The following is a 26,036-nucleotide window of genomic DNA, read 5'->3' as shown; positions in this document are numbered from 1 at the left end:
CCTATGAGGGGTGGGGTCCTTGTGCGGTCTTCGCCGCGTTTCGGCCCGCGATGCGGCCCATGGTCAGAGCGTTCGCCACGGCATTGCCGCCACCGACATACCTGAGTCCCAGGATGCCTGCACCGGCTTCGCCCGCCGCGAAGAGGCCCGGGATCGGGCGTCCCCGCACGTCGACGACGGCGGCGTTGTGATCGATTTCCAGGCCCGCGTGGGTGCACACGAGCTCGGCGGGGAGGATCTGCGCAGCGTAGAACGGAGCCTCGCCGATGGGGTCGGGGTTCTCGTCCGAACCCTTGTTCCGGAGTGTCCGGTGCCGCAGGAAGTCCTCGTCGACGCCGGCGGGTAGCTGGTCGTTCCAGCGAGCGACGGTGGCGGCGAGGGTCTCGGCGGGCACCTGGATCTGTTCCGCGAGTTCCCGCAGGCTGCCTGCGGCGAAAGCGCGCCCGGCGGCCACTTCGTCGGCGATCCGTTCGGGTGTCCAGTCGGCGTAGCCCGGCGCGAGGTTCACGCGAGCCTTCTCGTCGAAGATCATCCAGGCGTGGCCGCCCTGGGATTCGATGATGCCTGTCGACACGGCGTAGGACGCGTCCTCGTCCATGAACCTCCGGCCGTCCCGGTTGACGTACACCCGCGACTTGGGGGGGAACCCGGACTGCCAGTGATGGAACCGCTGGAAGTACACGGTCGGGAGCATGAGCCCCCAGCCGTCGCCGGTGACTGCGGCGTCGACGGCGCGCGCGAAGCGGAGGTGGTCTCCTCGACTCCCGTGGGCCGCGACCACGAACAGCGAGTCGCCGGCGTTGTTCGCGGCCGGGTAGTGGCGGTCGACCAGCTCGGGGTCCTGCGCGAACCCGCCGGACGCGACGACGACGGCGGCGGCCCGGACCTCGATGTCGTCGGCGACGACTCCGACGACTCGGCCGTCCTCCTCGATCAGCCGCTGCACGCGGGTGTTGAGGATCGCCTCGACGCCGTGCTCACGGCGCGCCCGGTCGAGCACCTGGACCAGACCGTACCCCTGGTCTTTGGGGACGTGCCCCCGCCAGACGTCCTCGACTCCGGCCTGGCAGAGGCCGGGCTGGTGAGCATTGGAGGAGACCACTGCCGGAATCTCGACGCCGAGTTCGATCAGCCATTCGAGGGTCGGTCCGGCGTTCTCGCAGAACGTGCGGATCAGACCGGGCACCAGCATCCACTGGTTGAGGTCCATGTAGTGCTGGAAGAACTTCTCGGCGGAGTCCTCGACACCGAGGCCACGTTGCACGCTGGTGCCGGCTGCGGTGAACAATCCCGCCGACAATTGCGTCGAGCCGCCGAGTTCTGTTTCCGATTCGAACAGCAGCACCGCGGCGCCCTGTTCGGCGGCAGAGACGGCCGCGGCGAGTCCGGCCCCGCCGCCGCCGACGACGATCACGTCGAAGTCCTCGTTCATGAAAGGTTCGCTCCCGTCTCGGCAATGATGCGGTGGTACAGGCCGTTCGACACGAGGCCGCCGTCGACCGTGACCTCACTTCCGGTCATGTAGGTGGATCGGTCCGACAGCAGGAAGAGGACGGCGTTCGTGATCTCGTCGGGGGTGCCCATTCGGCCGAAAGGAATGCTGTCGACCGCGGCCCGGACGAAGTCGTCGGCGCCACCGAGCAGCGTCGTTCCGACCAGGCCCGGGTGCACCGAGTTGACGCGGATACCCCACCGGGCGAAGTTGCCGGCGGCCGACTTCGACAGCCCGGTCAGTCCCCACTTACTCGACGAGTACGCAGGCGAGAAGTACCCGATCTGCCCCGAGATCGACGAGATGTTGACGATGGACCCGCCGCCGCTGTCGCGTAGAAGCGGCGCGACGGCCTTCATGCCGTAGAAGGGCCCGAAGAGGTTGATCTTCATGGTCTGTTCCCAGACGTCGTCGGGTGTGTCCAGGAACTCCAGCCGCCGCGAGATGCCCGCATTGTTGACCAGTCCACCCAGTTCGCCTCGGGTGTTCTGGATCTCGTCGACGACCCGCGCCCAGGCAGTGGTGTCGGTGACGTCGAGTTCGTGAGCGGACGCCGATCCCCCTGCCGCCGTGATCTCCTCGACGACGGCCGAGCAGTCCGCCACGTCGGCAATACATACGTGCGTTCCCCGGGCCGCCAGGGCGCGAGCGTGATTCGCGCCCATACCGCCGGCCGCTCCGGTGATCAGAACGACGCCGGGGTAGTTCACCGACTCAGACATGCCGCGATCCACCGTCGACGGCGATGCTGTGACCCGTCACGTAGCGTGCGCTGTCCGACAGCAGGAACAGCAGCGGTCCGAATACCTCCTCGGGTGAGCCGAGGCGGTGCAGCGGGACCACGTCGAGGGCGTGCTTCAGCGCGGCCGGGTCGTCCTGCACCCACTGCGTCATCGCAGTGTCGATGTACCCGGGCGCAATGGAGTTCACTCGAATACCCTTGTCCCCGAACTCGACCGCGAGAGACTCGGTGAGATGCGCGACCGCAGCCTTCGACGTGCAGTATGCGCCGCGACCCTTGCGGACCCGGAGCGCCGACACGGACGACATGTTCACGATCGCACCGCCGTGCTGCATGTGGCGTGCCGCCGCCTGAGCACCGAACAGGACGCCCTCGACGTTGACGGACAGCGTGGCACCGATCTGTTCCGGTGAGATCTCTTCCGCCAGGGCGAAGGGGAAGATTCCCGCGTTGTTGATCCAGAAGTCGATGCGGCCGAACTCTTTCAGCGCCACCTGTGCGAGAGCCTCGTGCTCGTCCGCTTTGGTGACGTCGATCCGCGCGCCGACGACGGTCCCGGGCCGATCCGCCAGGGACTTCGACGCGAGAGCGGTCGCGATCTCCTCCGCGGTGAGCTTCATCTGGTCTTCGTTGATGTCGGCGCCCACCACGTGGATACCGCGGGTGGCGAGGCCGGATGCGAATGCCGCACCCATGCCCTGGGCTGCGCCGGTGACCACCGCTACCTTGCCCGCCATCTCCGGGTAGTGCGCGGTCATCTGCGCGGTCACGGTACGGCCGGGGTTGGTCTGGTCTGCATGTGCGGTCATGATGTTCTCTTCCTCTGTCATGTCGAAATGTGCTCTCGGCCCGGCGGGCACTACTGGGCGTCGTCGCGCCGGACGTCCCGGCGGGCGATCCTCCACCGGTCGCCGACCCGTACCACGCGGTCGGTGAACGTGGTCATCCGCACGAGTCGCGACTCACCACCGATCGAGGTGGCGACGATCTGGAGATAGGCCCGCACGGTGGCGGCGCCCTCACCCGGCTCGTCGATCGCGAGGTTGGTGATCACGTGGCGGTGGACCTCGTTCGCAGCCCGCGCTGCGGCATGGAACCGTTCGGCGAAGGCGATCAGCGCGTCGGTACCCGCCACCGGCTCCGGGTAACTGGGGGAATGGAATTCACCGTCGTCCGTGAACGTCTGCGCCCACCCGGAGGTGTCGCCACCGTCGATGAAGTGACTCTGCCGTCCGTACAGCTGATGCAGCTCGGCGACGGTCGCTGCGTCGACTTCCCCGGTTCCAGTGCTCATGGAGTACTCCCCGGGCTCGCTCTCCGCGCTGTTCGCGGACGCTTGCCCTGCTCGAATCATTTGTGCGATAATCGCACGCACTGTGCGATATGGTGATAGAGTAGGTGTCGCACCTCACAGACGTCAAGGAGGGTGGGTAAGGCAGTGAGCACGACCGATGAACGGCCGCCGGGACTTTCACGCAAAAGCGCAGTTCAGCTCGATGCGGGGATGTCGAAGACTCTCCACCACGGGCTCGAGATTCTGGAGTTGCTGACGGACCATCCGCACGGACTGTCCGTCACCGAGGTGGCCGACGGGGTCGGCGTCCACCGAACCGTCGCGCACCGCCTGATCCGCACCCTCGAGGCGCATCGGCTCTGCCGGAAGGACGGGTTCAAACGCGTCACGCTCGGTGCGGGACTGGTGACCCTGGCCGAACCCGTCGAGCAGGATCTGCGCACGTTGGCGCGGCCCGTACTCGAAGAACTCGCCGACGCCGTCCAGGCCACCGTGCACCTCGTCGTTCGCGAGAACACCGCCGAAGTACGGGCCCTGATGGTGGTGGAACCGCGCAGCGCGAAAGTGCACGTGGCATTCCGCCCCGGCCAGGTCGACCCCATCGACCGGGGGTCGGCAGGACTGGCGATCCTCGCCTCGCTTCCCGCCGTCGAGGGCGAACGCGAAGAGGTCACCGTCGCGCGCGGCCGCGGCTACGCGGTCACCGAAGGCGAGGTGATCCCGTCCGTACTCGGCGTCTCCGCCGCCGTTCCCGGACGTCGTGGCGATGCACTTGCGAGCGTCGGCGTGTCGGTGTTCGAGATCCCCGACGAAGCTGCACTGGGTTCAGCGGTCGTCGCCGCCGCCCGCAGGCTCGGCGGCCTTCTTGCCTTCGGCCCGTGAGTACTTGTTAACCGCCCGACGTTAATAAGTACTCACGGGCGGCGGAGCCGCATATCACCGCTCGTAGCCCTTCCGCATGTCGTCGACGATGCGGGGCCGGTCGAGGGTCGAGGGCTCGAGTTCGCGGCGGGGACGGTCGCGCGGGAAGATCGCGGACGCGGCGAGGGTGGGTTCGTCGAGGAAGCGGAGTTCGGGGACGTCACGGGGCAGGCGCAGTGCCGGCGGTTCGGGACCGCGGCGGGCGAGGACGTACCCCCAGTCCCCGAAGCTGGGCACCAGCACGTGGTACGGCGTGACGGCCAGACCCGCCGACGCGACGGTCGACGTGGTGCGCCAGAACGCGTCGGGCGTCGAATAGGGGCTGCCCGACTGCACGACCATCAGGCCGCCGGGGTTGAGGGCGGCGGCGGCGAGACCGTAGAACTCGGTGGAGTACAGGCGGCCGAGCGCCGGGGTGTCCGGGTCGGGGAGGTCGACGATGACGGCGTCGAATCCCGAGTCGGGTGCGTCGCGGAGCCAGCGGAACGCGTCGTCGAGGACGACGTGCACGCGCGGGTCCTGCAGCGCACCCTGGTTCAGCCCGGACAGTCGCGTGTTCGCGAGTTCGATGACCGCCGGGTCGAGTTCGACCTGCACGATGTCCTCGACGCCGGGTAGTCGCAGGACCTCTCGGGCGGCGAGGCCGTCACCCCCGCCGAGGATCAGTACCCGTTTGGGGTCGTCGGCCATCGCGGGGTAGACCAGCGATTCGGTGTACCGGTGTTCGTCGACGCTGGAGAACTGGAGGTCGCCGTCGAGGAAGAGTCGCACGTCTCCCCCACGCTCGGTGACGACGATCTCCTGGTACTGCGACCTTTCCGCGGCGACGACGGGATCGGTGTAGAGGCGTTGCCGGGACGTGGTCTCGATGCCGTCGGCGCGCACCAGCAGCACCGCGATGCAGGCGGCGGCGACGAGCAGCGCCACGACGGCGAGGAGTCGCGTGCGCAGGCTCAGCTGCCACCGCAGCAGGATCAGCGCCACGACGGCGGCGGCGGCGAGGTTGATGATGCCGGTGATGGCGGCGCCGCGGATCATCCCGGCGACGGGCAGCAGGACGAACGGCCAGAGCAGTCCGCCGACCAGGGCGCCTGCGTAGTCGGCGGCGTTGAGGTTCGCCAGCACCTTTCCGGTGCTCTCTGCGTCGGTGTCGTTGCGGCCCGACTGCAGCAGCGTCATCAGCAGCGGCACCTCGGCGCCGACGAGTACACCGATCAATGCGGTGGCGAGCACCAGAACGATTGCGCTGGAACCGAAGAACGTGAATGTCACGTACAGGGTCACCGCGCTGAATCCGCCGACGAGTCCGAGGACGATCTCGACGACCACGAACGACGCGGCGGCCGTGGAGAGCAGCGGTTTGGCGGCGAGGGCTCCGACCCCGAGTGCGGCCACGAAACCCGCGACGATCAGCGACGTCTGGGTGATCCCGCCGCCGGTCAGGCTGACCGACAGCGTCAGCAGTGCCAGTTCGTAGATCAACCCGCACGCTGCGCACGCGGCCACGGCGGCGAGCAGGAACGCCCGGGCCCGCCCGCCGAGAGCGCGGGTGGTGGAGGAATTCGGCTCTGCCGCTGTGGTGGTCACGTCGATCAGGTGAGTGCGGCGGCGTTCACGAGGCCGATGGCGAAGAGGCTCGCACCGACCGCCCAGGCGGCACCGCACATCTGCGGGTTCCCGACCAGTCCGACGAGTTGCCCCGGCAGCAGCACGTTCATGAGACGCAGCGCGATGACCTGTAGCAGCACGCCGAAGAGGCCGTAGACCGCGGAGTCGGCGAGTCCCTGTGCGAATCCGTCGGAACTGGTGAGGATCGCGGTGACCACGACGACGGCGAGGGCGAGGTGGTTCGAGGCCAGCAGGATTGCCGCGTTGGGGTTCTTGTCTACGTACACCTGGTGCCGGAGATTGCCGGGGGTGGCGAGGTCGAGGACGGCGAAGCCGACGCCGAGGACGGCGATGCCGATGACGAAGTACGCCAGGGTGCCGAGCATGCCGACGGCGAGCAGTCCGACGTCGACGCTGCCGATTTCCGTTGCTGCCGCGGTGTAGGTGGTGTTCACGCGCTTCTCCCGAGTCGAGTGGTCTCTGTCATTTCGCGCTGCCGGATCCGCCGCTGCCGCTGGCACCGCCCGCCGGTGAGCCGGGATTGAACCCGGACCCCAGATAGGCGTATCCGCCGCTTCGGTAGCGTCCGTCGATGTCTTCGACGCGCACGAGGCTGCCGCCGCCCGGCGCGGCGCTGACCGTGACGATGTCGTCGTCGTAGCGCAGGTATTCGCTGCCGCCGTCCGCCTTCCGGGCCGCAGGCTGCTCTTCGGCGACGATCGACGAGACGGTCGTGCCCACCGGGTCTTTCGACGTGTACGTCTTCGCGTCGCCCGCGGTGTTCTGCAGTGCGTACGTGTCGGCGATGTAGTCGCGCACCCCGCCGCCGCACGCGGTCGCGGCCAGCACCAGGAGCAGCATCGGGGCGAGCCGCACCCATGTCCCGAACCTGCTCACGGCAGCCACCTGCTTCGTGTCTTCACGATCACCCCACCCTTGTCTACCGGATACAGATGCCAGGTCTGCCAGGCCCATCCGCCGGAATGCTCACGCGTCGCCGTGAGCGCGGTCAGTGCGGTGTGGTCTCCGGGGAACGCCCCGCAGATCCACCCCTCCACCTCGGTGGCCTGCCGCCGCAGCCAGTCGGCGGTCTGCTCGAGGTGGGCGCGGTCGACGGTGTCGGTGGTGGAGTCGAATCGGTACCCGCCCGCGCTGTCGGACACCGGCAGCGGTCTGCCGCCTGCCTGGATCGCGTCGCACGACACCTGCTCGGTGATCGTGCTGTCCGCCGCGGACGCCGTCACCGCGTGCGACGCCCCGAGCACGCCGAGGGTCACCCGCTCGTCGCCGTAGGTGATGGTGAGTTCGGCTAGTGGACGCGGGGTTTCGGCGTTCACGACGAGACCGAGCGCCTCCGCCGTCACATCCCGGGATTCGATGTCGAGGACGTGCAGCGTCACTGCGGCGGACCGGAATGGATCACGGTGAGTTCGCCCCGGGTGACGCCGCGGCCCGTGGAGACCTCCCACGACTGCGTCCGCGCCCAGCGTTCGAAGGACAGCAGGCCGGTCTTGTCGGCGGTCTCGTAGTCGGCGTAGTCGACGATGCCCTGGGGTGCGGTCCCGGTGGTGCCTTCCGCCGTGAACGAGGCGGTGCCGCGCTCGATCTGCCGGTGCACCCTGTCGTCGAGGATCACGTCACCGCCCGGTTCGAGGCCGGTGCCCTCGCGGCGCATCCACAGCGTCATGTCGAGGTTGCCCTCGTCGTTCTCGACGGTGAGCCATCGCTGACCGGTCGACCCGTCGAGGAGGTGTTCGTGCCAGATGTATCCCTCTTCGTCGAGGGTGATGGTTCCGCGCACGACGTGATCGATTCCGGCGTACGTGATGATGTCGCCGACTCCGATCTTGTACGGGTCGTAGACCTCCGGGTAGTCGGCGAGCGGATCGACCCTGGCAGCAGGAGCTTTGTTCTTCCCGGCCCGATTTCGCAGGATCAGCACGATGCTCACGATCACGACAACGATCAGCAGCAGTAACAGCAGCTTGGTCAACGGTCTCTCCTGGTCGGCGGCTCCGGCGCGGGAGGCCAACGCCCGGCCCCCACCGGTCAGTCACCTTACTGTGCGCCTCAGACCCGCACACGTAGCGATTGCAGAAGCCAGGTAGCAAAGGCTAGCCTAACCGAACGCGCGAGCGGTGGGGCGGAGCGCTGTCGTTCACCGAGATTCGCGCGGCATACGCCCTGAAGTCGACAGAACCGACAGTGAGGAACCATATGGCCATCCCGCCCATTTCGACCTACACGATCCCGGAGATCCACGAGGTCCCCGAATCGAAGGTGTCCTGGCGCCTCGACCCCCGGCGCTCCGCACTGCTGGTCCACGACATGCAGAACTACTTCATCGACGCGTACGACGTGCGTGCGGAGCCGATGTCGACCGCGATGGCGAACATGGTCCGGATTCGCGAACTCTGCTCGGAAGCCGGGATTCCCGTGATCTACACGATGCAGCCGGGTGACCAGCATCCGTCACGTCGCGGCATCCTCGCCGACTTCTGGGGTCCGGGACTGACGTCGGGTCGCGACACCGAGGTGGTCGAGCCGCTCGCTCCCCGCGACGGCGACATCCAGGTGACCAAATGGCGCTATTCGGCCTTCCAGCGCACCGACCTCCGGCAGTTGCTCGGCCACCACGGCCGCGACCAGCTGATCGTGACGGGCGTGTACACGCACATGGGCTGCATGTTGAGTGCCGCCGAGGCGTTCATGTCGGACGTCCAGCCGTTCCTGGTCTCCGACGCGACTGCGGATTTCAGCCGTGACGAGCACCTCATGGCGCTCACGTATGCGGCGAAGCGCTGCGGTTCGGTGACCACCACGGATGCGCTGGTCTCCGCGCTGTCCCCGCTCGAAGTCGGCTGAGCCGACCCCGACGACCCCACTCCGGCGCAAGCCTCGTTCCGAGGCCTGCGCCGGTGTGCGTAGACGGTCGGATCACCATAGCCCGTGTGGTTAGGCTAACCTGACACGCTGAGTAGCTGAAAGCCCGAAAGCCCCAAGCCCGAAAGCCGAAAGCATCAGGAGCGCCTGTTAGATGTCCCTTTCGATATCGTCGCCGTCCACCCTGCAGACCGGGGCGGACACCGACGTCAGCTTGACCGCCGCCCAGCGCGAACTGTGGGCCGGGCACCAGCTGGACCCGACCCGGTCGGCGTTCACAACAGCCGAATACGTGGAGGTCGCGGCCCCCGTCGACCTCGACGCTCTCGCCGCGGCGATACGCACGGTTGTCGAGGAGGCCGAGGTCCTCTCGATCCGATTCGAGGGCGAAGCAGACGCCGATTCTGCCGACGTGATCCAGGTACACGATCGACATCACGCACCCGAACTCGAGCGCCTCGATCTCGACAGGGCCGCGGCTGTGGAGTGGATGCGCGAGGACGTGCGCCGACCACTTGATTTCGACACCGCTCCCCTCGTGCGCACGGCGCTGATCAGCATCGAATCCGGTGCGATCTGGTACCTCCGCGCTCCCCACGCATTGCTGGACGCCTACGGGTATTCGCTGCTCACCCGCCGTGTGGCGGCGCTGTACGCGGCCCGACTCGCGGGCACCGAACCCCGACCTGCGAAGTTCCCGCCGCTGCGCGAGCATGTCCGGGCGGCACAGGAGTTCGACGCCGCGGCCCCAGACGGCGCGCCGCCTGCCGCATCGCGTCCGGTCGGATTCAGCGACACGGTGCGCCGGCCGGCCCCCGATCCCCATCGGTGCACGATCCCGATCGACCCCGACGTCGCACAGAGCCTGCGCGCCGCGGCGACCGCGCAGGCGACCACGTGGGCGGAGGCGGTGTACGCGGCCGCCGCCGCGTACCTGGGCGCCCACACGGGAGCCGAGGAGGTGACGCTCCGGGTTCCGGTGCTGGCCCGCAACGGAATCGAACTGGCGTCGCCCGTGACGGCCACGAACATCGTGCCGCTCCGCATTCCCCTCGACATAAGTTCGACGTTCGCCGACGTGATCGGACGGGTGGCCACAGCACTGTCCGACACTCGCCCGTTCCAGCGCGTCCGGGACGCCGGCAGCCGCGTCACCGGCGGTGCGGTGGTGAACGTCAAACCGTTCGCCGCCAGAATCGCTTTCGGTCCCACCTCCGGGTCGGTGCACCAACTGGCCACCGGTCCGGTGGAGGACGTGGTGATCTCCGTCTCCGACGCCGGTGACGAACTCACGCTCGAATGGGCCGGAAACCCCGAGGTCTACACGGACGTCGACATCCGGAACCATGCACACCGCTTCGCGCACTACCTCCGAAGCATTTCCGTGGCAACCGAACCCGTCGCCGTCGTGGACGTCTGCGCCCCGGACGAGCTGCACTCGTGGCGGTCGGTGGCCGGGCTCGACCGGCGCGCGGCCGCAGCGGCACTTCCCGACAGCATCGTCTCCGCCTTCCTCGCCCAGGTGCGCACCCACTCGGACCGCCTCGCGGTGAACGAACTGACGTACCGGGAACTCACGGATCGCAGTGCCGCCCTTGCCCGCCGGCTGAGGTCGGCCGGCGCCGGGCGCGGCACGGTCGTGGCCGTCAGCCTCCCTCGCGGCACCGATCTGATCGTCGCGGTCCTCGCGATTCTCCGCAGCGGCGCGACCTACCTGCCGATCGATCCGTCCTCCCCGGCCGAGCGAGCCCGGTTCATCCTGCACGACGCGCAGCCGACGCTGGGCATCGGATCCGCCGAACTGCTCGGCGACCTCCCCCGCGTCGAGGAGGGCGCGCCGCAGTCCGGCGCCGGAGAACTCGACGACCCGGTGCGCGCCGACGACATCGCGTACATCATCTACACGTCCGGATCCACCGGTGTGCCCAAGGGCGTTCCGATTCCGCACCGCAACGTGATGCGCCTGTTCGACGTGTCCCGGGCATGGTTCACGTTCACGGAGGACGACTGCTGGCCGCTGCTGCACTCGTATGCGTTCGATTTCTCCGTGTGGGAGATCTGGGGTGCGCTGCTGCACGGCGGCCGCCTCGTCACGGTCGACGAGACCACCCTCACGTCACCGGCCGACCTCGCCGCCCTTCTCGTCGACGAGGGTGTCACCGTCCTGAACCAGACGCCGTCCGCATTCGGGCATCTCGTCGACGCCCTGGTTCGCGCGGACTCGTTCGACCGCCTGCGACTGCGGTACGTCGTGTTCGGCGGTGAGGCCCTCGATCCGGCCGTCCTGCGCGCCTGGTTCGCCGCCGCGGGTCCGGATGCGGAAACCGCCCTAATCAACATGTACGGCATCACCGAGACCACCGTCCACGTCACCGCCACGAAGGTCACCGCCGCCGACGTCGTGGACATCGGCGTGCCGCTCGGCGACCTGTGCACGTACGTACTCGGGCCGGGACTGCGACCGGTGCCGCCCGGCGTCACCGGTCAGATCTACGTGTCCGGCCCCGGACTGTCCCCCGGCTACCTCCGGCGTCCCGACCTGACGTCGGCGCGCTTCGTCGCCGACCCGTTCGCCTCGGCCGGGACGCGCATGTACCGGACCGGCGACCTCGCCCGGTACGACGCGACCGGCACCCTCCACTACCACGGCCGGATCGACGACCAGATCCAATTGCGCGGTTACCGTGTCGAACTCGGCGAGATCACCGCCGCGATGACCGCGGTTCCCGACGTACAGGCGGCGGTCGCGACGGTGCACGAACAGGCCGGCGGCGACCAGCGGATCGTCGGGTACGTCGTTCCCCGTCCGGGCAGCGCGCCCGACACGGTCGAGGAGGACGTGCGGGCGCACCTCGTCCGCTCGCTGCCCGGGTACATGACGCCATCCGCGCTGGTGATGCTCGACCGGTTGCCGTTGACCCACAACGGCAAGGTCGACAAGGACGCGCTGCCCGCCCCCCGGTGGCTCGGACAGTCCGGCGACACACCCCGCACCGGCACCGAGGCCCGGATCCTCCCACTGTTCACCTCGATCCTCGGCGCCGAGCAGGTCGGCGTCCACGACGACTTCTTCGCGCTGGGCGGGAACTCCCTCCTCGCCGCCGCCCTCGTGTCGGCGATCACCGCGGAACTCGGTGTGCCGCTGCGGGTCGCGACGGTCTTCGAGAATCCCACCGTGGCCGCGGTGGCCGCGCAACTCGAGGACGCCGGGGAGCGGGTGCAGGCGAGCAGGCCGTCCCCGCGGGACCTCCCCGAGGGCACCCCGGTGCCGTTGTCCCCCGCGCAGGAACGCCTGTGGTTCCTCGACAGCGCGGCCGGCGGCGGGACGTACCTGCTGGCGCTGGCCGTCGATTTCGGGGACGGCCTCGAACCCGGCGCCCTGTCCGCGGCGCTCACAGATGTCGTGACCCGGCACCAAGCGCTGCGGACGGTGTTCCCCCTCGTCGACGCGGTGCCCCACCAGGTGGTGCTTCCCGCCGGGGACGCGAAGGTCCGGCTCGAGCGTGTCGACAACGTCGGCAACATCGAGGGGCACATCGCGGCGATGACGACGGTGGGGCTCGGACTCACCGAGCAGCCGCCGCTGCGGGCCGTGCTGTACGAACCGCAGCACACGCTGGTCCTGTTGATGCACCACATCATCGGCGACGAATGGTCGCAGTCGAAGCTGCTGGACGATCTCGCGTTCGCGTACAACGCCCGCCGCGCCGGGCGGGCACCGGAGTTCACGCCGCTGCCGTTGCAGTACCCGGACGTCGCCGTGTGGCAGCGCGAACGGATCGGCGCAGAGGACGCGACCCCGTTGCTGACCGGTCAGCTCGACTACTGGCGTGAGCAACTCGCCGGTCTGCCGCTCGAACTGGGCTGGCGCACCGACCGTCCGCGACCGGCCCTGCCGACCAATCGCGGCGCGAGCGTCCACCGCACGCTGTCGCCGTCGCTGCACGCGGCGGTCGATGCGCTGGCCGCCGAGCGGCGCGCGAGCTTCTTCATGATCGTCCACGCCGCGGTGGCCGTGCTCCTCGAAAGGCTCGGCGCCGGAAAGGACATCGCCCTCGGTGTGCCCGTCGCCGGTCGCAGTCACCCCGACCTCGACGCCATGGTGGGCTGCTTCGTCAACACGGTGGTCCTGCGCACCGACGTCTCGGGCGACCCGACGTTCGACCAGTTGCTGGACCGGGTCCGGGCCGTCGACCTCGACGCCGTCGACCACGCCGACGTGCCGTTCAACCGCATCGTGGAACTGGTCAATCCCCCGCGGTCGTCGGCCCGCCACCCCCTGTTCCAGGTGATGCTCTCGCACTGGAAGCAGGACGGGACGGCGGAGCGGTTCGACGGGACGACCGCGTCCGTGCGGATGCTCGACGCCACGTCCGCGAAATTCGATCTGGCACTGCGCTTCCAGGAACGCCCGGACAGCGGCGGCGTCGACGTCACGTTCGAGTACTCCACCGAACTCTTCGACGCTGCCACGGTCGAATCCCTCGCCGACCGCCTCGCCGTGATAATCGAGCGACTCGTCGCGAACCACGAGCAGCGGATCGGTCTGCTCGACATCCTGACCCCGCAGGAGCGGGAGCGGGTGCTCGGCGAATGGTCGCACGCGGAGCACTCCATCCCCGCGCGCACGTTCGACGAGTACTTCTCGGAACAGGTGGCCCACACCCCCGACGCCGAGGCCCTCGCCGTCGGATCCAGCGTGCGGCCCGCCGTCTCGCTCACCTACCGGCAGCTGGACGAACGCGCGAACCGGATTGCCCACCTGCTGATCTCGCGGGGCGCAGGCCCCGGCGACGTGGTCGCGCTCGCCCTCGACCGGTCCGCCGAGCTGATCATCAGTGTTCTCGCCGTGCTGAAGAGCGGTGCCGCATATCTTCCCGTCGACCCGACGTACCCGGCCGACCGGATCGCGCACATGCTCGCCGACGGCGCCCCGGTCGCGATCCTCACCTCATCCGTCGGTGTGCCCGACCGGAGTCCGCTGGGCACCGACGTGCCCATTCTCGACCTGGACGATCCGGACCTGCAGACGCTGCTGGGCACCCAGCCGGTCGGCACCCCCACGGACGCCGACCGCAGCAGGCCACTGCAACTCGACGACGCCGCGTACCTCATCTACACGTCCGGGTCGACGGGAGTTCCCAAGGGCGTCGTCGTCCCGCACCTCGGCATCGCGGACCTGCTGTCGCTGCAGTCGGACGTGATCGGCATGGACCACCGCACGCGGGCGCTGCACTTCTCGTCCATCAGCTTCGACCTCGCGTTCTGGCAGATCATGTGGGGAGTGCTGTCGGGCGGAACGCTGGTGGTCGCGACGGACGCCGACCGCATCCCCGGCGAGCCGCTCGCCCGGGTCATCAACGAACACGACGTGAACTTCGTCGGAGTGCCACCGTCTTTCGCCGCCGCGTTCCCACCGGAGCATCCCATCCCGGACGGCGTCGACCTGATGCTCGGAGCCGAGAAGCTCACCCCGCAACTGATCGAGCGGTACGCACCCGGCCGCCGGCTGTTCAACGCGTACGGACCCACCGAGTGCACGGTCAACGCCACCCTGGCCCTCGTCGAACCGGGACACGAAGGTCCCGTCCCCATCGGCGTCGTCGACCCGGGCAAGCATGCGTACGTCCTGGACCACGCGCTGCGGCCGGTGCCGCCGGGCGTGTCCGGCGAGCTGTATCTCGCGGGCGACAGCGTCACCCGCGGATACCGCAACCAGAGCCCCAAGACGGCGGAACGCTTCATCGCCGACCCGTTCGCGGATCCGGGCAGTCGCATGTACCGGACGTCGGATGTGGTGTGGTGGGGCCGCGACGGTCAGATCTACTTCACCGGCCGCGCCGACTCGCAGGTCAAGGTGCGCGGGTTCCGCATCGAACTCAACGAGATCGAGGCCGTGCTGTCCGGTGACCCGGACGTCGAGCACATCGTCGTCGTGGTCCGCGAGGACCGGCCGGGCGATCAGCGGCTGGTCGCGTACGCCACGTCGGTGCCGGGCGGCCGGATCGACCCCGACCAGTTGCACCGCCGCGCCGCCAGCCGGTTGCCGGACTACATGATCCCGGCCGCGTTCATCGCGGTCGACGAGTTCCCCACCCTGCCGAACGGCAAGCTCGACCAGTCGTCGCTCCCCGTTCCGCACCTGTCGCTGCAGGTGTCCGAGCGGGGGCCGCGCACGGCCCGCGAAGAGGTGCTGTGCCAGTTGTTCGCGGAGGCCCTCGGTATCGAGCGGGTCGGCATCGACGACAGCTTCTTCGACCTCGGTGGCCACTCGCTGATGGCGGCCGGGTTGATGAGCGCGATCTCCTCCCGCCTGTCCGTCACCGCGACGGTCGCGTCCCTGTTCGCGGCGCCGACCGTGGCCCAATTGGCGGGGCGCCTCGACGACGATCACGACGCCGACGCCCTGGCCGTGCTGCTTCCGTTCCGCACCGAGGGCTCCCGGCCGCCGGTGTTCTGCTTCCACCCCGCCGGCGGGATCAGCTGGGGTTATTCGGGACTGCTGCGGCACATCGACGACGACTACCCGCTGTACGGCGTGCAGGCGTCCAACCTGTCGACGTCCAAGCGGCCGCCGGAAACACTCGAGGACATGGCCGCCGAATACATCGAGCACATGCGAACCGTGCAGCCGACGGGCCCGTACCACCTCCTCGGATGGTCGCTGGGCGGCGTCGTCGCACACGCCATCGCGGGCGCTCTGCAGAACCAGGGCGAGGAACTCGGCATGCTCGTCATGCTCGACTCCTTCCCGTCGGATGCATGGGCGTCGATGCCGACGGAGCAGGACGCGCTCGCCGCGCTGCTGTACATGGTCGGCTACGACCCCGAACCGCTCCTCGCGGACGGTCTCGACCGGCAGCAGGTGATCGATATCCTGCGCGGCGAGGGCAGTGCCCTCGCCGGGATCAACGAGCACACCCCGGCCGCGATGATCGACAACTTCGCGAACGCCGTGCGTCTCGAATCCGAACCCTCACAGATCGTCGTGGACTCCGACATGCTCTTCTTCACCGCGGCCAGGAATCCAGCGACCGCGGCGACGTACGACTTGTGGCGGCCCTACCTGACCGGCACCATCGTCAACCACGACCTCGACTGCGAGCACAAGGACATGACTCAGCCGCGTTGGATCGGCGAAGTCGGCTCCGCCGTGAACGAGGCACTCGCCTCGTTCGGCTCGCACACGAACCCCATCAACAAAGAACAGGGAGATCGATGAAAACGTCCGGAAGATACTGGCGTAGAGCCGGAATCGTGATGATGGCGGCAACCGCGCTGTTCGCGGGTGCCTGCAGCGAGTCGACGACCGACTCGACCGACGCGGCGGGATCCGCCACCGGACAGGCCGACGCGTCGGCCTTCCCCGTGTCGATTCCGTCGGCGCTCGGCACCGCCGAGATCCCGGAGGCACCGGAACGGGTCGTCACGCTCGGCTGGGGCAGCGAGGACGCGGCGCTGTCGCTCGGCGTCGTGCCCGTGGCCGTGCAGAACATGAAGTCGGACACCGGAACCGACGACGGCCTGCTGCCGTGGTCGCGCGCGAAGCTCGAAGAGCTCGACCCGAACGCGGAACCCGCGTTGCTGACGGCGTCGAGCAAGGAGATGCCGTACGAGCAGATCGCGGCACTCGCCCCCGACGTGATCCTGGCCGTGCACTCCGGCGTGAACCAGGAGCAGTTCGACAAGCTGTCGGCGATCGCCCCCACCGTGGCGTACCCGGAGCGTCGCTGGGCGACCAGCTGGGAAGACCAGATCACCACCGTCGGCAAGGCCCTCGGCCGGTCGGCACAGGCCGAGGCGCTGGTGACGCAGACGCAGGACACCCTGGCGCAGGCGAAGTCGCAGCACCCCGAATTCGCCGGCAAGACGGTGGCCTTCGGCAGCGGCACCGAGCCGGGGTCGTACAACTTCTACTTCGACACCGACCCTCGCCTGAAGATGCTGGCAAGCCTCGGTTTCACGGTCGACCCGCTCGCCCAGAAGTTGCGCGAGAGCAGTGACCAGACCAAGTTCGCCGCCCCGGTCAGCATGGAACTGCTGCCGACGTACAACCCGGATGTGCTGCTCGCCTGGTACCTCTCGCCCGAACTGCAGAACGAGGTCCAGTCGAACCCGCTGTTCGCCGGCGTGAAGGCCGTGCGCGACAACGCCTACGTGGGTCTGACCGATCCGCCGCTGGTGTTCGCGTCGAGCTCGCCGAACGTGCTCAGCGTGCCGTGGCTGCTCGACAAGCTGCTCCCGCAGCTGTCGCAGGCCGCGAACAACGCTCAGGCCAGCTAGTTCCCGCCTGACAGCGTCACTGTGCCGCTGCCGAGAGGTCGTCCTCTTCGGCAGCGGCACTGCTGTAGGTGCGTAGTCCCTTCAAGGCCACCGCGAGAACCGCCAGCACCACGATGCCGCCGGTCCCGTAGAGGAGGAACGCCTCCCGCGGGCCCACCGCGGCGCCGACGGCGCCCGCGACGAGCGCTCCGGCCGCCGAGCCGGTGGAGATCTGGGCGCCCCACACACCCGCGACGCGTCCGCGGTATTCCTCGGGGGTCTCGGTCTGGATGACCGCGTACCGGAGGATGTCGCCGAGCACACGCCCGAAACCGTGGGCGGCGAGACCGAGGAACGTGACCGCAATCATCGGGACCGCGCCGACGCCGACCAGCCCGGCCGACGCGATCATCGCCGCGAGGAACACGATCAGGCCACCGCGCCGCGCGGTACCCGTCCAGCCGCTCGTGAGCGACCCGGTGAGGGCGCCGACGGCGGGCGCGCTGTAGAGAAGCCCGGTGGCGGCCGGTCCGGCATGCAGCACCTGGCTCGCGTAGGCGGGCAGCAGCACGTTCCAGCCGGTCAGCATCATCGCGCAGAAGCCGACCAGCAGCGTTCCGCCGACCACGGAGTCCTTGGCGGCGTACGTGAAACCGCTGGCGATCGACCGCAGCGGACTTTCGGTGTTCTTGACCGGCGGCGGCAGCGACGGCAGCCTGGCGATGCAGTACGCGGTGATCCCCGACGACACCGCGGCGAGAACGTAGTTGGTGCCCACGGACGTGGCCGCGATGATCACACCGCCGATGGCGGGCGACGCGACAGTCCCGAGATCGGCCATCACGGTCATCAGGGCGCCGGCGGCGGCCATCTTGTCCTTGGGCAGCAGCGACGGGATCACCGCCATCAGTGCGGTCGCGGAGATGCCGCCCGCGAGGCCCTCGATCACGCCGCACAGGTAGATGATCCACAACTGGGGTGTGGGGAGGAACGCGTTGACCGCGAGGATCGCGAACGCCACACCCGCGGCGGCGCGGGCGAGCGAGATGACCGGCCTGCGGTCGTACCGGTCGGCGATCACGCCGCCGAACAGGGTGCCGACGAACACCGAGGAGCCCACGACGATGCTCGCCGCGCCCACTGCCAGTGTGGAATTCGTCATGTCGTACACCTGCAGCGGCACGGCCACCAGAAGCAGACCCAGACCGAAGATGGAGATCGTGCGGGCGATGAAGATGTATCGGAACTCGCGACTCGTCCGGAGAGGCGTCAAGTCGATTGCGTATCGCGATAATCCAGCCATTGTCATCCATTCACATTCGGTTGCAACAGCTCTCCGTTTCGCCGTTCGCGCGGAGAGCAACTATGCTTAGGCTTCACTAACCCAGCAACCTACCCCATGCGGCCGAAGCGGCTCAACGCGCCGTGGTCCGGCCGACGAACCGGAGGATGACAGTGAGTTCCGCTCCCAGCACAGTTCCGACCCGCGACCGAATCCGCGCCGACGTCGCCGACGTCCTCGACGTCCCGGTCGCCGACATCGACGACGACGCCAACCTCCTCGACGAGGGAATGGACTCCGTGCGCGTGATGGCGCTGGTCGAACGGTGGCGGGCGGACGGCGTCCAGGTCGATCTCGTCGACCTCGTCGGAGAGCCGACGCTCGACGCCTGGTTCGAGGTCACCGCCGCGCGATGACCGACGCGGCCCGGTCGTCCACTCGGCCCTGAAATTCCCGCCCCACCGCTTACGCTTGACCGGGCTGGTCGATCCGGGGAGCGACACGGACACGGGAGGACGCGAGGGGCCATGGCACACGAAACCAGCGATACCAGCAAGATGAGCGTGCTGCGGACACCACGGTTCTGGATAGCCCCCGTACTCCTCGTCTCCGTCGTCATGTCCCTGCTCGCCGCTCTCTACATGGGCGGCATGCTCAATCCCCCCAAGCACCTCAACCACTTCCCCATCGCCCTCGTCAACCAGGACGAGGGCGACACCCTGCCCAACTCCGATCCGCCGCAGCAGCAGAACTTCGGCAACCAGATCGCCGCAGGTCTTCTCGAGGGCGTCGATCCGAACAAGATCGAACTGCGGCAGATCGGGATCGCGCAGGCCCAGTCCGCACTGGACAACGGCGAAATCTACGGCGCGATCGTCATCCCGAGCGACTTCACGAAACGCACCTTCATCCTCGCCCAGGCGAGCGTGATCCCCGGGGACGTCGAGCGACCCGTGATCACCATCTACACGAACCCCCGCGCCGGCACGATCAGCGCGAACCTCGTCCAGAACATCGGTGAGATGGCGATGGACAAGGCCAACCAGACGATGGGCGAGCAGCTCACCACCCAGGTGACGCAGCAACTCCAGACGACGGCCCCCGACCTCCAGCTGTCGGGGGCCAGCCGGCTGGTGCTCGACGACCCCATCGACGTGCGGGTCGTGGCGCACAACCCGCTGCCGGACGGCACCGGTTTCGGGCTGGCTGCGTTCTACTACGCGCTGCTGATCGTCCTGGCCGGATTCACCGGTGCGACCATCGCGAGCACGCTGATCGACGGCATGCTCGGATTCACCCCGACCGAGGTCGGGCCGCTGTACCTGCACAACGAGGCGGTCCCGATCTCCCGGTTCAACACCCTGCTGATCAAGTGGGCGGTGATGGTGGCGCTGGCGATGATCGTGTCGGGGTTGTACCTGTGGATCAGCTCCGCCCTCGGGCTGCCGATCACCGATCCGCTCGCGCTGTGGGAGTACGGCGCGTTCGCGATCGCCGCCGTCGGGATCACGGCGATGTCGGTGATGGCCGCGTTCGGGAACCTGGGCCTGCTCATCAACCTGATGGTCTTCGTCGTCCTGGCGCTCCCCTCGTCCGGGGGCACGATCCCGCTCGAGGCGGCGCCGCGGCTGTACAGCTGGCTCGGTGAGTTCGAGCCGATGCACCAGATCTACATCGGGGTGCGCGCCATCATGTTCTTCGGCGCATCAGGCGACGCCGGCCTCATCCACGCCGTGTGGATGACCCTCGCCGGCCTGCTCATCGGCCTCGTCTTCGGTGCGGTCATCACCCGGTTCTACGACCGCAAGGGCCTGCACCGCCGTCACAAGGCACAGACCGAACCCGAACAGGTGGACGCGGCCGGGGCATGAGTCACGCGGGCGCGGACGACCAGGCCGTGCCGAACTGTTCGTACCAGGGATGCGGGGCGGGCACCGCCGCCAGGATCCGCTCGACGAACCGATCGGGGTCGCCGAGTTCGGCGAGTCCGACTCCGCGGCGCTCGTAGTCGGCGAATCGGTCGTGCAGTCCGGCGATCACCTTGTCGGTCACCGTCTGCTCGAACTCTTCGATGGTTGCCATCGGATGCCCCTCCTTCCGGCGAGAAGCGTCTGCGTTCAGTGTAGTGCCGACCTGCGGATTCACCCCCGTCCGGCGGCGGATTATCGCCTGTCGGTGGCGCAGAGCAGACTGGGCCCGTGAGAGTGGTCATGGTTCCCGGCGCCGAGGGTGGCGCGACGACCGTTCGCACCGATCCCGCGGGAGTTCCGGTCGAGTCGCCGCGTCGGCACTCCGACGCCGTGGCCGCGGTCCGCGACATCGAAGCAACCGAACACCCTCGCTGGGTGTGGACGAGCACCGCCACCGTCTATCCGGCGCTGCTGCGGGCCGGGGTGCGGGTCCGGCGCTGCCACGACCTCGCGCTCACCCACGCAGTCCTCAGCATGCGCGACGGTGTTCCCGCGCCGCCTCCCGACGAACCCGTCGACGAACGCCCCGGCCTGTTCGACACCGCACCCGCCACGGATCCGGCGCAGGTGGTCGCCGACTTCGCGGAACAGCGGAAGACGATCGGTGACGACGCGAAACTCGACCTGCTGGTGGCCGCCGAGTCCGCGGGAGCGCTGGCCGCCGCGGAGATGAGTTTCGACGGTCTGCCGTTCTCCACCGCCGCCCACCGCGCGTTCCTCGAGACGACGCTCGGGCCCCGGCCCGCCGGGTACGACCCGCCGCAGCGCATCCAGGACGTCACCGTGGAGATCGGGGCGGCGTTCGGCCGTCGCATCAACCCGGCATCCCACGTCGAGGTCGTCGACGCCTTTCGCCGGGAGGGCATCGAACTGGCGTCGACCCGCAAGCGCCTGCTGCGCGAGATCGATCACCCCGCCGTCCCGCTGCTCCTGCACCATCGGGATCTGTCCAAGCTGTTCAGCACGAACGGCTGGCAGTGGCTGGAGAGCTGGGTCCGCGACGACCGGTTCCGCCCCGTCTACGTTCCCGGCGGCGTGGTGTCGGGCCGCTGGGCGAGCCGCGGCGGCGGCGCACTGCAGATTCCGAAACCGCTGCGGTCGAGCGTGATCGCCGACCCGGGCCATACGTTCGTCATCGCCGACGCCGGCCAACTCGAACCCCGCATCCTGGCCGCCATGTCGGGTGATACCCGCATGGTCGCCGCCGCGGGCGCCGACGACCTGTACGCACCGGTCGCGGCGGAGACGTTCGACGGCGACCGCGGCAAGGCCAAGGTCGCGATCCTCGGGGTGCTGTACGGCGCCACCGCCGGCGAGGCCCGTTCCCTGCTCACGCTGTTGCGCACCCGCTTTCCCGTCGCCGTCGAATACGTCGAGCGGGCGGCCCGCGCCGGTGAACGCGGCGAGGTCGTGCACTCGTGGCTCGGCCGGGCCTGCCCGCCGCCGTCCCCCGACTTCTGGTCCCACGGCGATGCGCGGTCCCGCGGCCGGTTCACCCGAAACTTCGTGGTGCAGGCCACGGCATCCGAGTGGGCGCTGTGCGTGCTCGCCGACCTGCGACGCAGGCTGGCCGACGAACCGGACAGCGAACTGGTCTTCTTCCAGCACGACGAGGTGATGGTGCACACCCGGGACCCGGAGTCCGCGACGCGGCACGTGCTGGGCGCGGTCGACGTAGCCACCCGGTTGCTGTTCGGCAAGACGCGGGTGCGATTTCCCATGGATGTGGCCGTGCGCGACTGCTACGCGGAAACCTCCGACGAGGCCTGACCCGCGCAGGTTTCCGGTGTCGCGGGTGCGCCCGGCATGGTGTACTGGGACGCACTGCTGGCGGGGGCGGCGAAGGAGAACCCATGACGAAGTTGGATTCGACGGACTCGAGCACGAGCGGCGAGAAGTCGCGCAGATTTCGCTGGCCCGCGTTCACCATCGTGGCCATCGCGATCGTCGCGTTCTTCGCGGGCGGATTCGGGGGGACGTTCCAGGGGAAGCTCACCGAGGTCCAGAAGAACGACAACGCCGCCTACCTGTCGAGTTCCGCCGAATCGACGATCGTCACCAACGAAGCGTCCAAGTTCCTCACCGTCGAAACCATCCCCGGTTTCGTGATGTTCCACAGCGACGCACCGCTCACCGACCAGGACAAGGCCGCCGTCGCCCAGGCTCACGACGCCATCGCGGCCGTCGACGGCGTCGACGCCGAAGGCATGTCGCAGCCGCAGTTCTCGGAGGACGGCACCACGGCGTCGATCTTCGTACCCCTCGTCGCGAAAGAGGACGGCACGGCGGTCGCCGGCGACGTGCTCGCCGCCACGGAGGAGAACGTCCTCACCGCCGCGAAGGACGCGGCCACCGGACTCGAGGTGCTCCCCGCCGGTCCCGGCGGCCTACTGGTGGCGTTCATCGACGCGTTCGCGGGTCTCGACGGCGCTTTGCTGGGGGCGGCACTGCTCGTGGTGGTCCTGATCCTGCTGGTGGTATACCGCTCCCCGGTGCTGTGGTTCTTCCCGCTGTTCTCGGCGCTGCTCGCGCTCGGTCTGGCGTCGATGGTCATCTACTTCCTCGCGAAGGCCGACGTGCTCACGCTCACCGGGCAGAGTCAGGGCATCCTGTTCGTCCTCGTGATCGGGGCGGGCACCGACTACGCGCTGCTCCTGATCTCCCGCTATCGGGAAGAACTGCACTTCTATCCCAGCCGGTTCGACGCCATGATCAAGGCTTGGAAGGAATCCGCTCCCGCCATCACGGCGTCGGCGGTCACCGTCATCCTCGGTCTGCTGTGCCTGACGTTCTCCGAACTGAACTCCAACAAGAGCCTCGGGCCGGTCGCCGCGATCGGCATCGCGTGCACCTATCTCGTGATGATGACGTTCCTGCCGGTGGCACTGTCCGCGGCGGGACGGTGGGTGTTCTGGCCGCGGAAACCCAAGGTGGATCAGGCCGCCGACCTCACCACGCACGGCCTGTGGGGCAAGATCGCCGCCCAGGTCGGAAGCAAGGACCGATCCCTCTGGATCGGCACGACGGTGCTACTGGCCGTGCTGTTCCTGGTGGGCATCGGCAGTCTGAAGACGGACGGGCTGTCGTCTTCGGAGAACTTCACCAACCGGCCCGACGCCGTCGTCGGCCAGGAGTTGTACGACTCCAAATTCGATCCGGGCGCAGGCGCGCCCGCCGTCATCGTCACCAACGCCGATCAGACGGACGCGGTCATCGCGGCCGTGAGCGGCGTGGAGGGTGTGTCGACGGATCCCGGCGCGGTGTGCCCGCAGGTCGATGTCGAGAAGCTGTCCGCCCTCGTCAAGTCGAACCCGGCGGCAGTGGCCTCGGCGGCCGGGCAGGGGTGCGCACCCGACTTCCTCACGGCCGCACCGATCGACGGGCGAATGGTCGTCAACGTGACCCTCGCCGACTCGTACGATTCGCCAGAAGCCCTCGAGACGGTGAAACGACTGCGGGACGCGGCGCACGCCGTGCCCGGCGCCGATGCGCTGGTCGGTGGCAGCACGGCAACCACTCTCGATGTGCAGACGGCGTCGGTGCACGACCGGAACCTGATCATCCCGATCGTTCTCGTCGTCATCTTCGTCGTGCTGTCCCTCCTGCTCCGCGCGTTGCTCACCCCGATCATCCTCATCGCGACCGTAGTCCTGTCATTCGCGGCGACGCTCGGGGTGTGCGGGCTCTTCTTCACTCACGTCTTCCATTTCGCGAACGCGGATCCCGCGTTCCCGCTGTTCGCGTTCGTGTTCCTGGTGGCCCTCGGCATCGACTACAACATCTTCCTGATGACGCGGGTCCGCGAGGAAACCGAGGAACACGGCACCAAATCCGGTGTGCTGCGCGGACTGGCGGTGACCGGTGGGGTCATCACGTCGGCCGGTGTGGTGCTCGCCGCGACGTTCGCGGTGCTGGGTGTGCTGCCTCTGGTGTTCCTCGCCGAGGTCGGCTTCGCGGTCGCGTTCGGCGTGCTGCTCGACACGATCGTCGTGCGCAGCATCCTCGTCCCGGCGCTCTCCCACGACATCGGCAAGAAGATCTGGTGGCCGTCCGCCCTGGCGAAAGCCAAGGACTAATACGCTTCGTCCGTCCACAGGTGGAACAGGGCGTAGGCCCGCCAGGGCCGCCACGCCTCGGCGAGTTCCGCTGCCTGCCTGCCGGTCTTGACCCCCAGCGCGCGTTTGAGGACGAGGTCGTCGGGTGTGAACGCGTCCGGGTCGCCCAGTACCCGCACCGTCAGATAGTCCGCCGTCCACGGACCGATGCCGGGCAGCGCGAGCAGACCGGCCCGGAACTCGGCCGGGTCGGTGTCCGCTCCGAGGCGAAGTCCGTTCGACGCGGCCTCGGCGAGTGCGAGCACCGTCCTGGCCCGGGCCCCGGTGAGACCGAGGGTCGAACGGAACTGTTCGGGTGCGAGCGCCGCCAGCGTCTGCGGTGCGGGGAACGCGAAGAAGCCGTCGTGAACGGGTCGGCCGTACGCGGCCACGAGGCGGCTGCCGAACGTCCGGGCAGCGGCCAGCGAAACCTGTTGCCCGAGAACGGTCAGGACCGCCGTCTCGAACCCGTCCACGCTCCCCAGGCGCCGCAGTCCCGGCCGCTGCGCCACCAGCGGAGCAAGCTGCGGGTGGCGGCTCAACGCGACGTCGATCGGCAGCGGATCCGCATCGAGGTCGAGCCAGCGCCGGATCGTGGCGGTCAACGCCTCGACATCGTCCGGGTCCGCCGGTGTCAGGTGCGCCTCGACGTACCCGTCGGCGGAACGCACGAGAACGGACACCAGCGCAGGCCCGTGCGGTCCGTCCACCACCCGGGTGTGGGTTCCGTCGGGGTCGTGCCGCTCGAGCCCGGACACGGTGTGCGCGCGGAGCGCACCCCACAGCGGTGCATGGGTGAACGGACCCCGATACGGCAAGCGCACTCTCATGTGTCCTCGAGACCCGTCACCCGCAACGTGATGTTCAATCGGCCCGTAGTCAACCCGCAGTCCGGATCACTCGTGCCGGGAAACACTTTCGGCACTCCGTGATACGCGAAGCGGGACTCGCCGCCGAACACGAACAGGTCGCCGGACAGCAGTTCGACGTCGGTGTACGGCTTGGTGCGGGTGGCGGTGTTCCCGAACCGGAACGTGCACGTGTCGCCGATGCTCAACGACACCACGGGCGCGTCGGATCGTTCCTCCTTGTCCTGGTGCATGCCCATCTTCGCGGCGTCGTCGTAGAAGTTGATCAGCGCGGCATCGGGTGTGTACCCGGCGGCGGGCTGCCCGTAGGCCTCGCCGACCGCCCGCCTGCCGAGTTCGACCAGCCAGTCGGGCACCGGCGCGACACGCCCACCGCCCGCGTCGTCGGCGGTCCGCGAGTAGGAATACGGCTTCCAGTGCCAGCCGAGGCACACCGTCTGCACCGACATGCGGTGGCCCGTCGGCAGTTGCGCGGCCCGCATCGGGACCGGCGCGGTGGCCCATCCCCGGCATTCGGCCACCAGGTGGCGTTGCTCTTCCAGCGTGAGCCAGTCGGGGACGTGGACGGCACCGGGCGCGACCACGGTCCGGGGGCGGGGTATCAAGGCAGACATCACGG

At 68.7% G+C, this 26,036-nt stretch carries 21 protein-coding genes; 8 read left to right on the top strand and 13 right to left on the bottom strand.

The window, feature by feature from the left end; all coding sequences use genetic code 11:
* Position 1: 1 nt before the first annotated feature.
* From JWS13_RS33800 to JWS13_RS33785, 4 genes are read right to left on the bottom strand one after another with little or no spacing between them, the layout of a single operon-like run.
* Complete coding sequence (locus JWS13_RS33800) at positions 2–1,432, bottom strand: FAD-dependent oxidoreductase (protein WP_206009808.1); 1,431 nt, start codon at positions 1,430–1,432, stop codon at positions 2–4.
* Entirely contained in the window at positions 1,429–2,214 is a 786-nt protein-coding gene (locus JWS13_RS33795; RefSeq protein ID WP_206009807.1) for an SDR family NAD(P)-dependent oxidoreductase, read from the bottom strand. Before JWS13_RS33795 ends, JWS13_RS33800 begins: the two co-directional genes overlap by 4 nt.
* Entirely contained in the window at positions 2,207–3,043 is an 837-nt protein-coding gene (locus JWS13_RS33790) for an SDR family NAD(P)-dependent oxidoreductase (RefSeq protein WP_206009806.1), read from the bottom strand. The genes JWS13_RS33795 and JWS13_RS33790 overlap by 8 nt, the downstream gene beginning before the upstream one ends.
* Positions 3,044–3,093: 50 nt before the next feature.
* Complete coding sequence (locus JWS13_RS33785) at positions 3,094–3,528, bottom strand: nuclear transport factor 2 family protein (RefSeq protein ID WP_206009805.1); 435 nt, start codon at positions 3,526–3,528, stop codon at positions 3,094–3,096.
* A 210-nt stretch (positions 3,529–3,738) separates the two neighbouring features.
* Between JWS13_RS33785 and JWS13_RS33780 the strand changes: the two genes are divergently transcribed.
* Positions 3,739–4,410 (top strand): IclR family transcriptional regulator, encoded by a 672-nt coding sequence (locus tag JWS13_RS33780; protein ID WP_206011848.1) that lies wholly within the window; start codon positions 3,739–3,741, stop codon positions 4,408–4,410.
* A gap of 54 nt (positions 4,411–4,464) precedes the next feature.
* Here JWS13_RS33780 and JWS13_RS33775 read toward each other — a convergent pair whose 3' ends face one another.
* Genes JWS13_RS33775 through JWS13_RS33755 form a run of 5 tightly spaced genes read right to left on the bottom strand, consistent with a single transcriptional unit; the run spans position 4,465 to position 8,050 of the window.
* The gene (locus JWS13_RS33775; RefSeq protein ID WP_206009804.1) at positions 4,465–6,036 is read right to left on the bottom strand and encodes a polyamine aminopropyltransferase; all 1,572 of its coding nucleotides are present in this window, start codon (positions 6,034–6,036) and stop codon (positions 4,465–4,467) included.
* Positions 6,037–6,041: 5 nt separating this feature from the next.
* Positions 6,042–6,512: a DUF350 domain-containing protein gene (locus tag JWS13_RS33770; RefSeq protein WP_072947786.1), complete on the bottom strand. Its 471-nt coding sequence runs from the start codon at positions 6,510–6,512 to the stop codon at positions 6,042–6,044.
* 28 nt (positions 6,513–6,540) lie between these two features.
* The gene (locus JWS13_RS33765) at positions 6,541–6,963 is read right to left on the bottom strand and encodes a DUF4247 domain-containing protein (RefSeq protein WP_206009803.1); all 423 of its coding nucleotides are present in this window, start codon (positions 6,961–6,963) and stop codon (positions 6,541–6,543) included.
* The gene (locus JWS13_RS33760; RefSeq protein ID WP_206009802.1) at positions 6,951–7,457 is read right to left on the bottom strand and encodes a DUF2617 family protein; all 507 of its coding nucleotides are present in this window, start codon (positions 7,455–7,457) and stop codon (positions 6,951–6,953) included. Before JWS13_RS33760 ends, JWS13_RS33765 begins: the two co-directional genes overlap by 13 nt.
* Positions 7,454–8,050: a DUF4178 domain-containing protein gene (locus JWS13_RS33755; RefSeq protein ID WP_206009801.1), complete on the bottom strand. Its 597-nt coding sequence runs from the start codon at positions 8,048–8,050 to the stop codon at positions 7,454–7,456. The genes JWS13_RS33760 and JWS13_RS33755 overlap by 4 nt, the downstream gene beginning before the upstream one ends.
* 224 nt (positions 8,051–8,274) lie before the next feature.
* Between JWS13_RS33755 and JWS13_RS33750 the strand changes: the two genes are divergently transcribed.
* From JWS13_RS33750 to JWS13_RS33740, 3 genes are all read left to right on the top strand, one after another.
* Positions 8,275–8,922 carry an isochorismatase family protein gene (locus JWS13_RS33750; RefSeq protein WP_160100390.1) on the top strand — a complete coding sequence of 216 codons (648 nt, stop codon included), beginning with the start codon at positions 8,275–8,277 and terminating at the stop codon, positions 8,920–8,922.
* A gap of 172 nt (positions 8,923–9,094) precedes the next feature.
* Entirely contained in the window at positions 9,095–16,162 is a 7,068-nt protein-coding gene (locus JWS13_RS33745) for an amino acid adenylation domain-containing protein (RefSeq protein WP_206009800.1), read from the top strand.
* Entirely contained in the window at positions 16,159–17,223 is a 1,065-nt protein-coding gene (locus JWS13_RS33740) for an iron-siderophore ABC transporter substrate-binding protein (RefSeq protein ID WP_206009799.1), read from the top strand. The genes JWS13_RS33745 and JWS13_RS33740 overlap by 4 nt, the downstream gene beginning before the upstream one ends.
* 16 nt (positions 17,224–17,239) lie before the next feature.
* Here the strand turns inward: JWS13_RS33740 and entS are convergent, their stop codons facing one another.
* Positions 17,240–18,505, bottom strand: coding sequence for an enterobactin transporter EntS (entS, locus tag JWS13_RS33735; RefSeq protein WP_206009798.1), 1,266 nt, complete (start codon positions 18,503–18,505; stop codon positions 17,240–17,242).
* A gap of 146 nt (positions 18,506–18,651) precedes the next feature.
* On the opposite strand from entS, the gene JWS13_RS33730 reads away from it, so the two are divergent.
* Both JWS13_RS33730 and JWS13_RS33725 read left to right on the top strand, forming a co-directional pair.
* Positions 18,652–18,900 (top strand): phosphopantetheine-binding protein, encoded by a 249-nt coding sequence (locus JWS13_RS33730; protein ID WP_206009797.1) that lies wholly within the window; start codon positions 18,652–18,654, stop codon positions 18,898–18,900.
* A gap of 111 nt (positions 18,901–19,011) precedes the next feature.
* On the top strand, positions 19,012–20,355 hold the full coding sequence (locus JWS13_RS33725) for a YhgE/Pip domain-containing protein (RefSeq protein ID WP_206009796.1): 1,344 nt from the start codon (positions 19,012–19,014) through the stop codon (positions 20,353–20,355).
* A gap of 1 nt (position 20,356) precedes the next feature.
* On the opposite strand, the gene JWS13_RS33720 is transcribed toward JWS13_RS33725, so the two are convergent.
* Positions 20,357–20,566 carry a hypothetical protein gene (locus JWS13_RS33720; RefSeq protein ID WP_061697828.1) on the bottom strand — a complete coding sequence of 70 codons (210 nt, stop codon included), beginning with the start codon at positions 20,564–20,566 and terminating at the stop codon, positions 20,357–20,359.
* A gap of 116 nt (positions 20,567–20,682) precedes the next feature.
* On the opposite strand from JWS13_RS33720, the gene JWS13_RS33715 reads away from it, so the two are divergent.
* Both JWS13_RS33715 and JWS13_RS33710 read left to right on the top strand, forming a co-directional pair.
* Positions 20,683–22,224 carry a bifunctional 3'-5' exonuclease/DNA polymerase gene (locus tag JWS13_RS33715; protein ID WP_206009795.1) on the top strand — a complete coding sequence of 514 codons (1,542 nt, stop codon included), beginning with the start codon at positions 20,683–20,685 and terminating at the stop codon, positions 22,222–22,224.
* 83 nt (positions 22,225–22,307) lie between these two features.
* Complete coding sequence (locus JWS13_RS33710) at positions 22,308–24,530, top strand: MMPL family transporter (RefSeq protein WP_206009794.1); 2,223 nt, start codon at positions 22,308–22,310, stop codon at positions 24,528–24,530.
* Here JWS13_RS33710 and JWS13_RS33705 read toward each other — a convergent pair.
* Both JWS13_RS33705 and JWS13_RS33700 read right to left on the bottom strand, forming a co-directional pair.
* The gene (locus JWS13_RS33705) at positions 24,527–25,378 is read right to left on the bottom strand and encodes a DNA-3-methyladenine glycosylase family protein (RefSeq protein WP_206009793.1); all 852 of its coding nucleotides are present in this window, start codon (positions 25,376–25,378) and stop codon (positions 24,527–24,529) included. The genes JWS13_RS33710 and JWS13_RS33705 overlap by 4 nt on opposite strands.
* Positions 25,375–26,031, bottom strand: coding sequence for an alpha-ketoglutarate-dependent dioxygenase AlkB family protein (locus tag JWS13_RS33700; protein WP_206009792.1), 657 nt, complete (start codon positions 26,029–26,031; stop codon positions 25,375–25,377). Before JWS13_RS33700 ends, JWS13_RS33705 begins: the two co-directional genes overlap by 4 nt.
* Positions 26,032–26,036 lie beyond the last annotated feature (5 nt).

Source organism: Rhodococcus pseudokoreensis (genome assembly GCF_017068395.1).
GTDB classification, from domain to species: domain Bacteria; phylum Actinomycetota; class Actinomycetes; order Mycobacteriales; family Mycobacteriaceae; genus Rhodococcus_F; species Rhodococcus_F pseudokoreensis.
The sequence above is the reverse complement of the archived record's forward strand: the minus strand, read 5'-3'. Positions and strand labels throughout refer to the sequence as shown.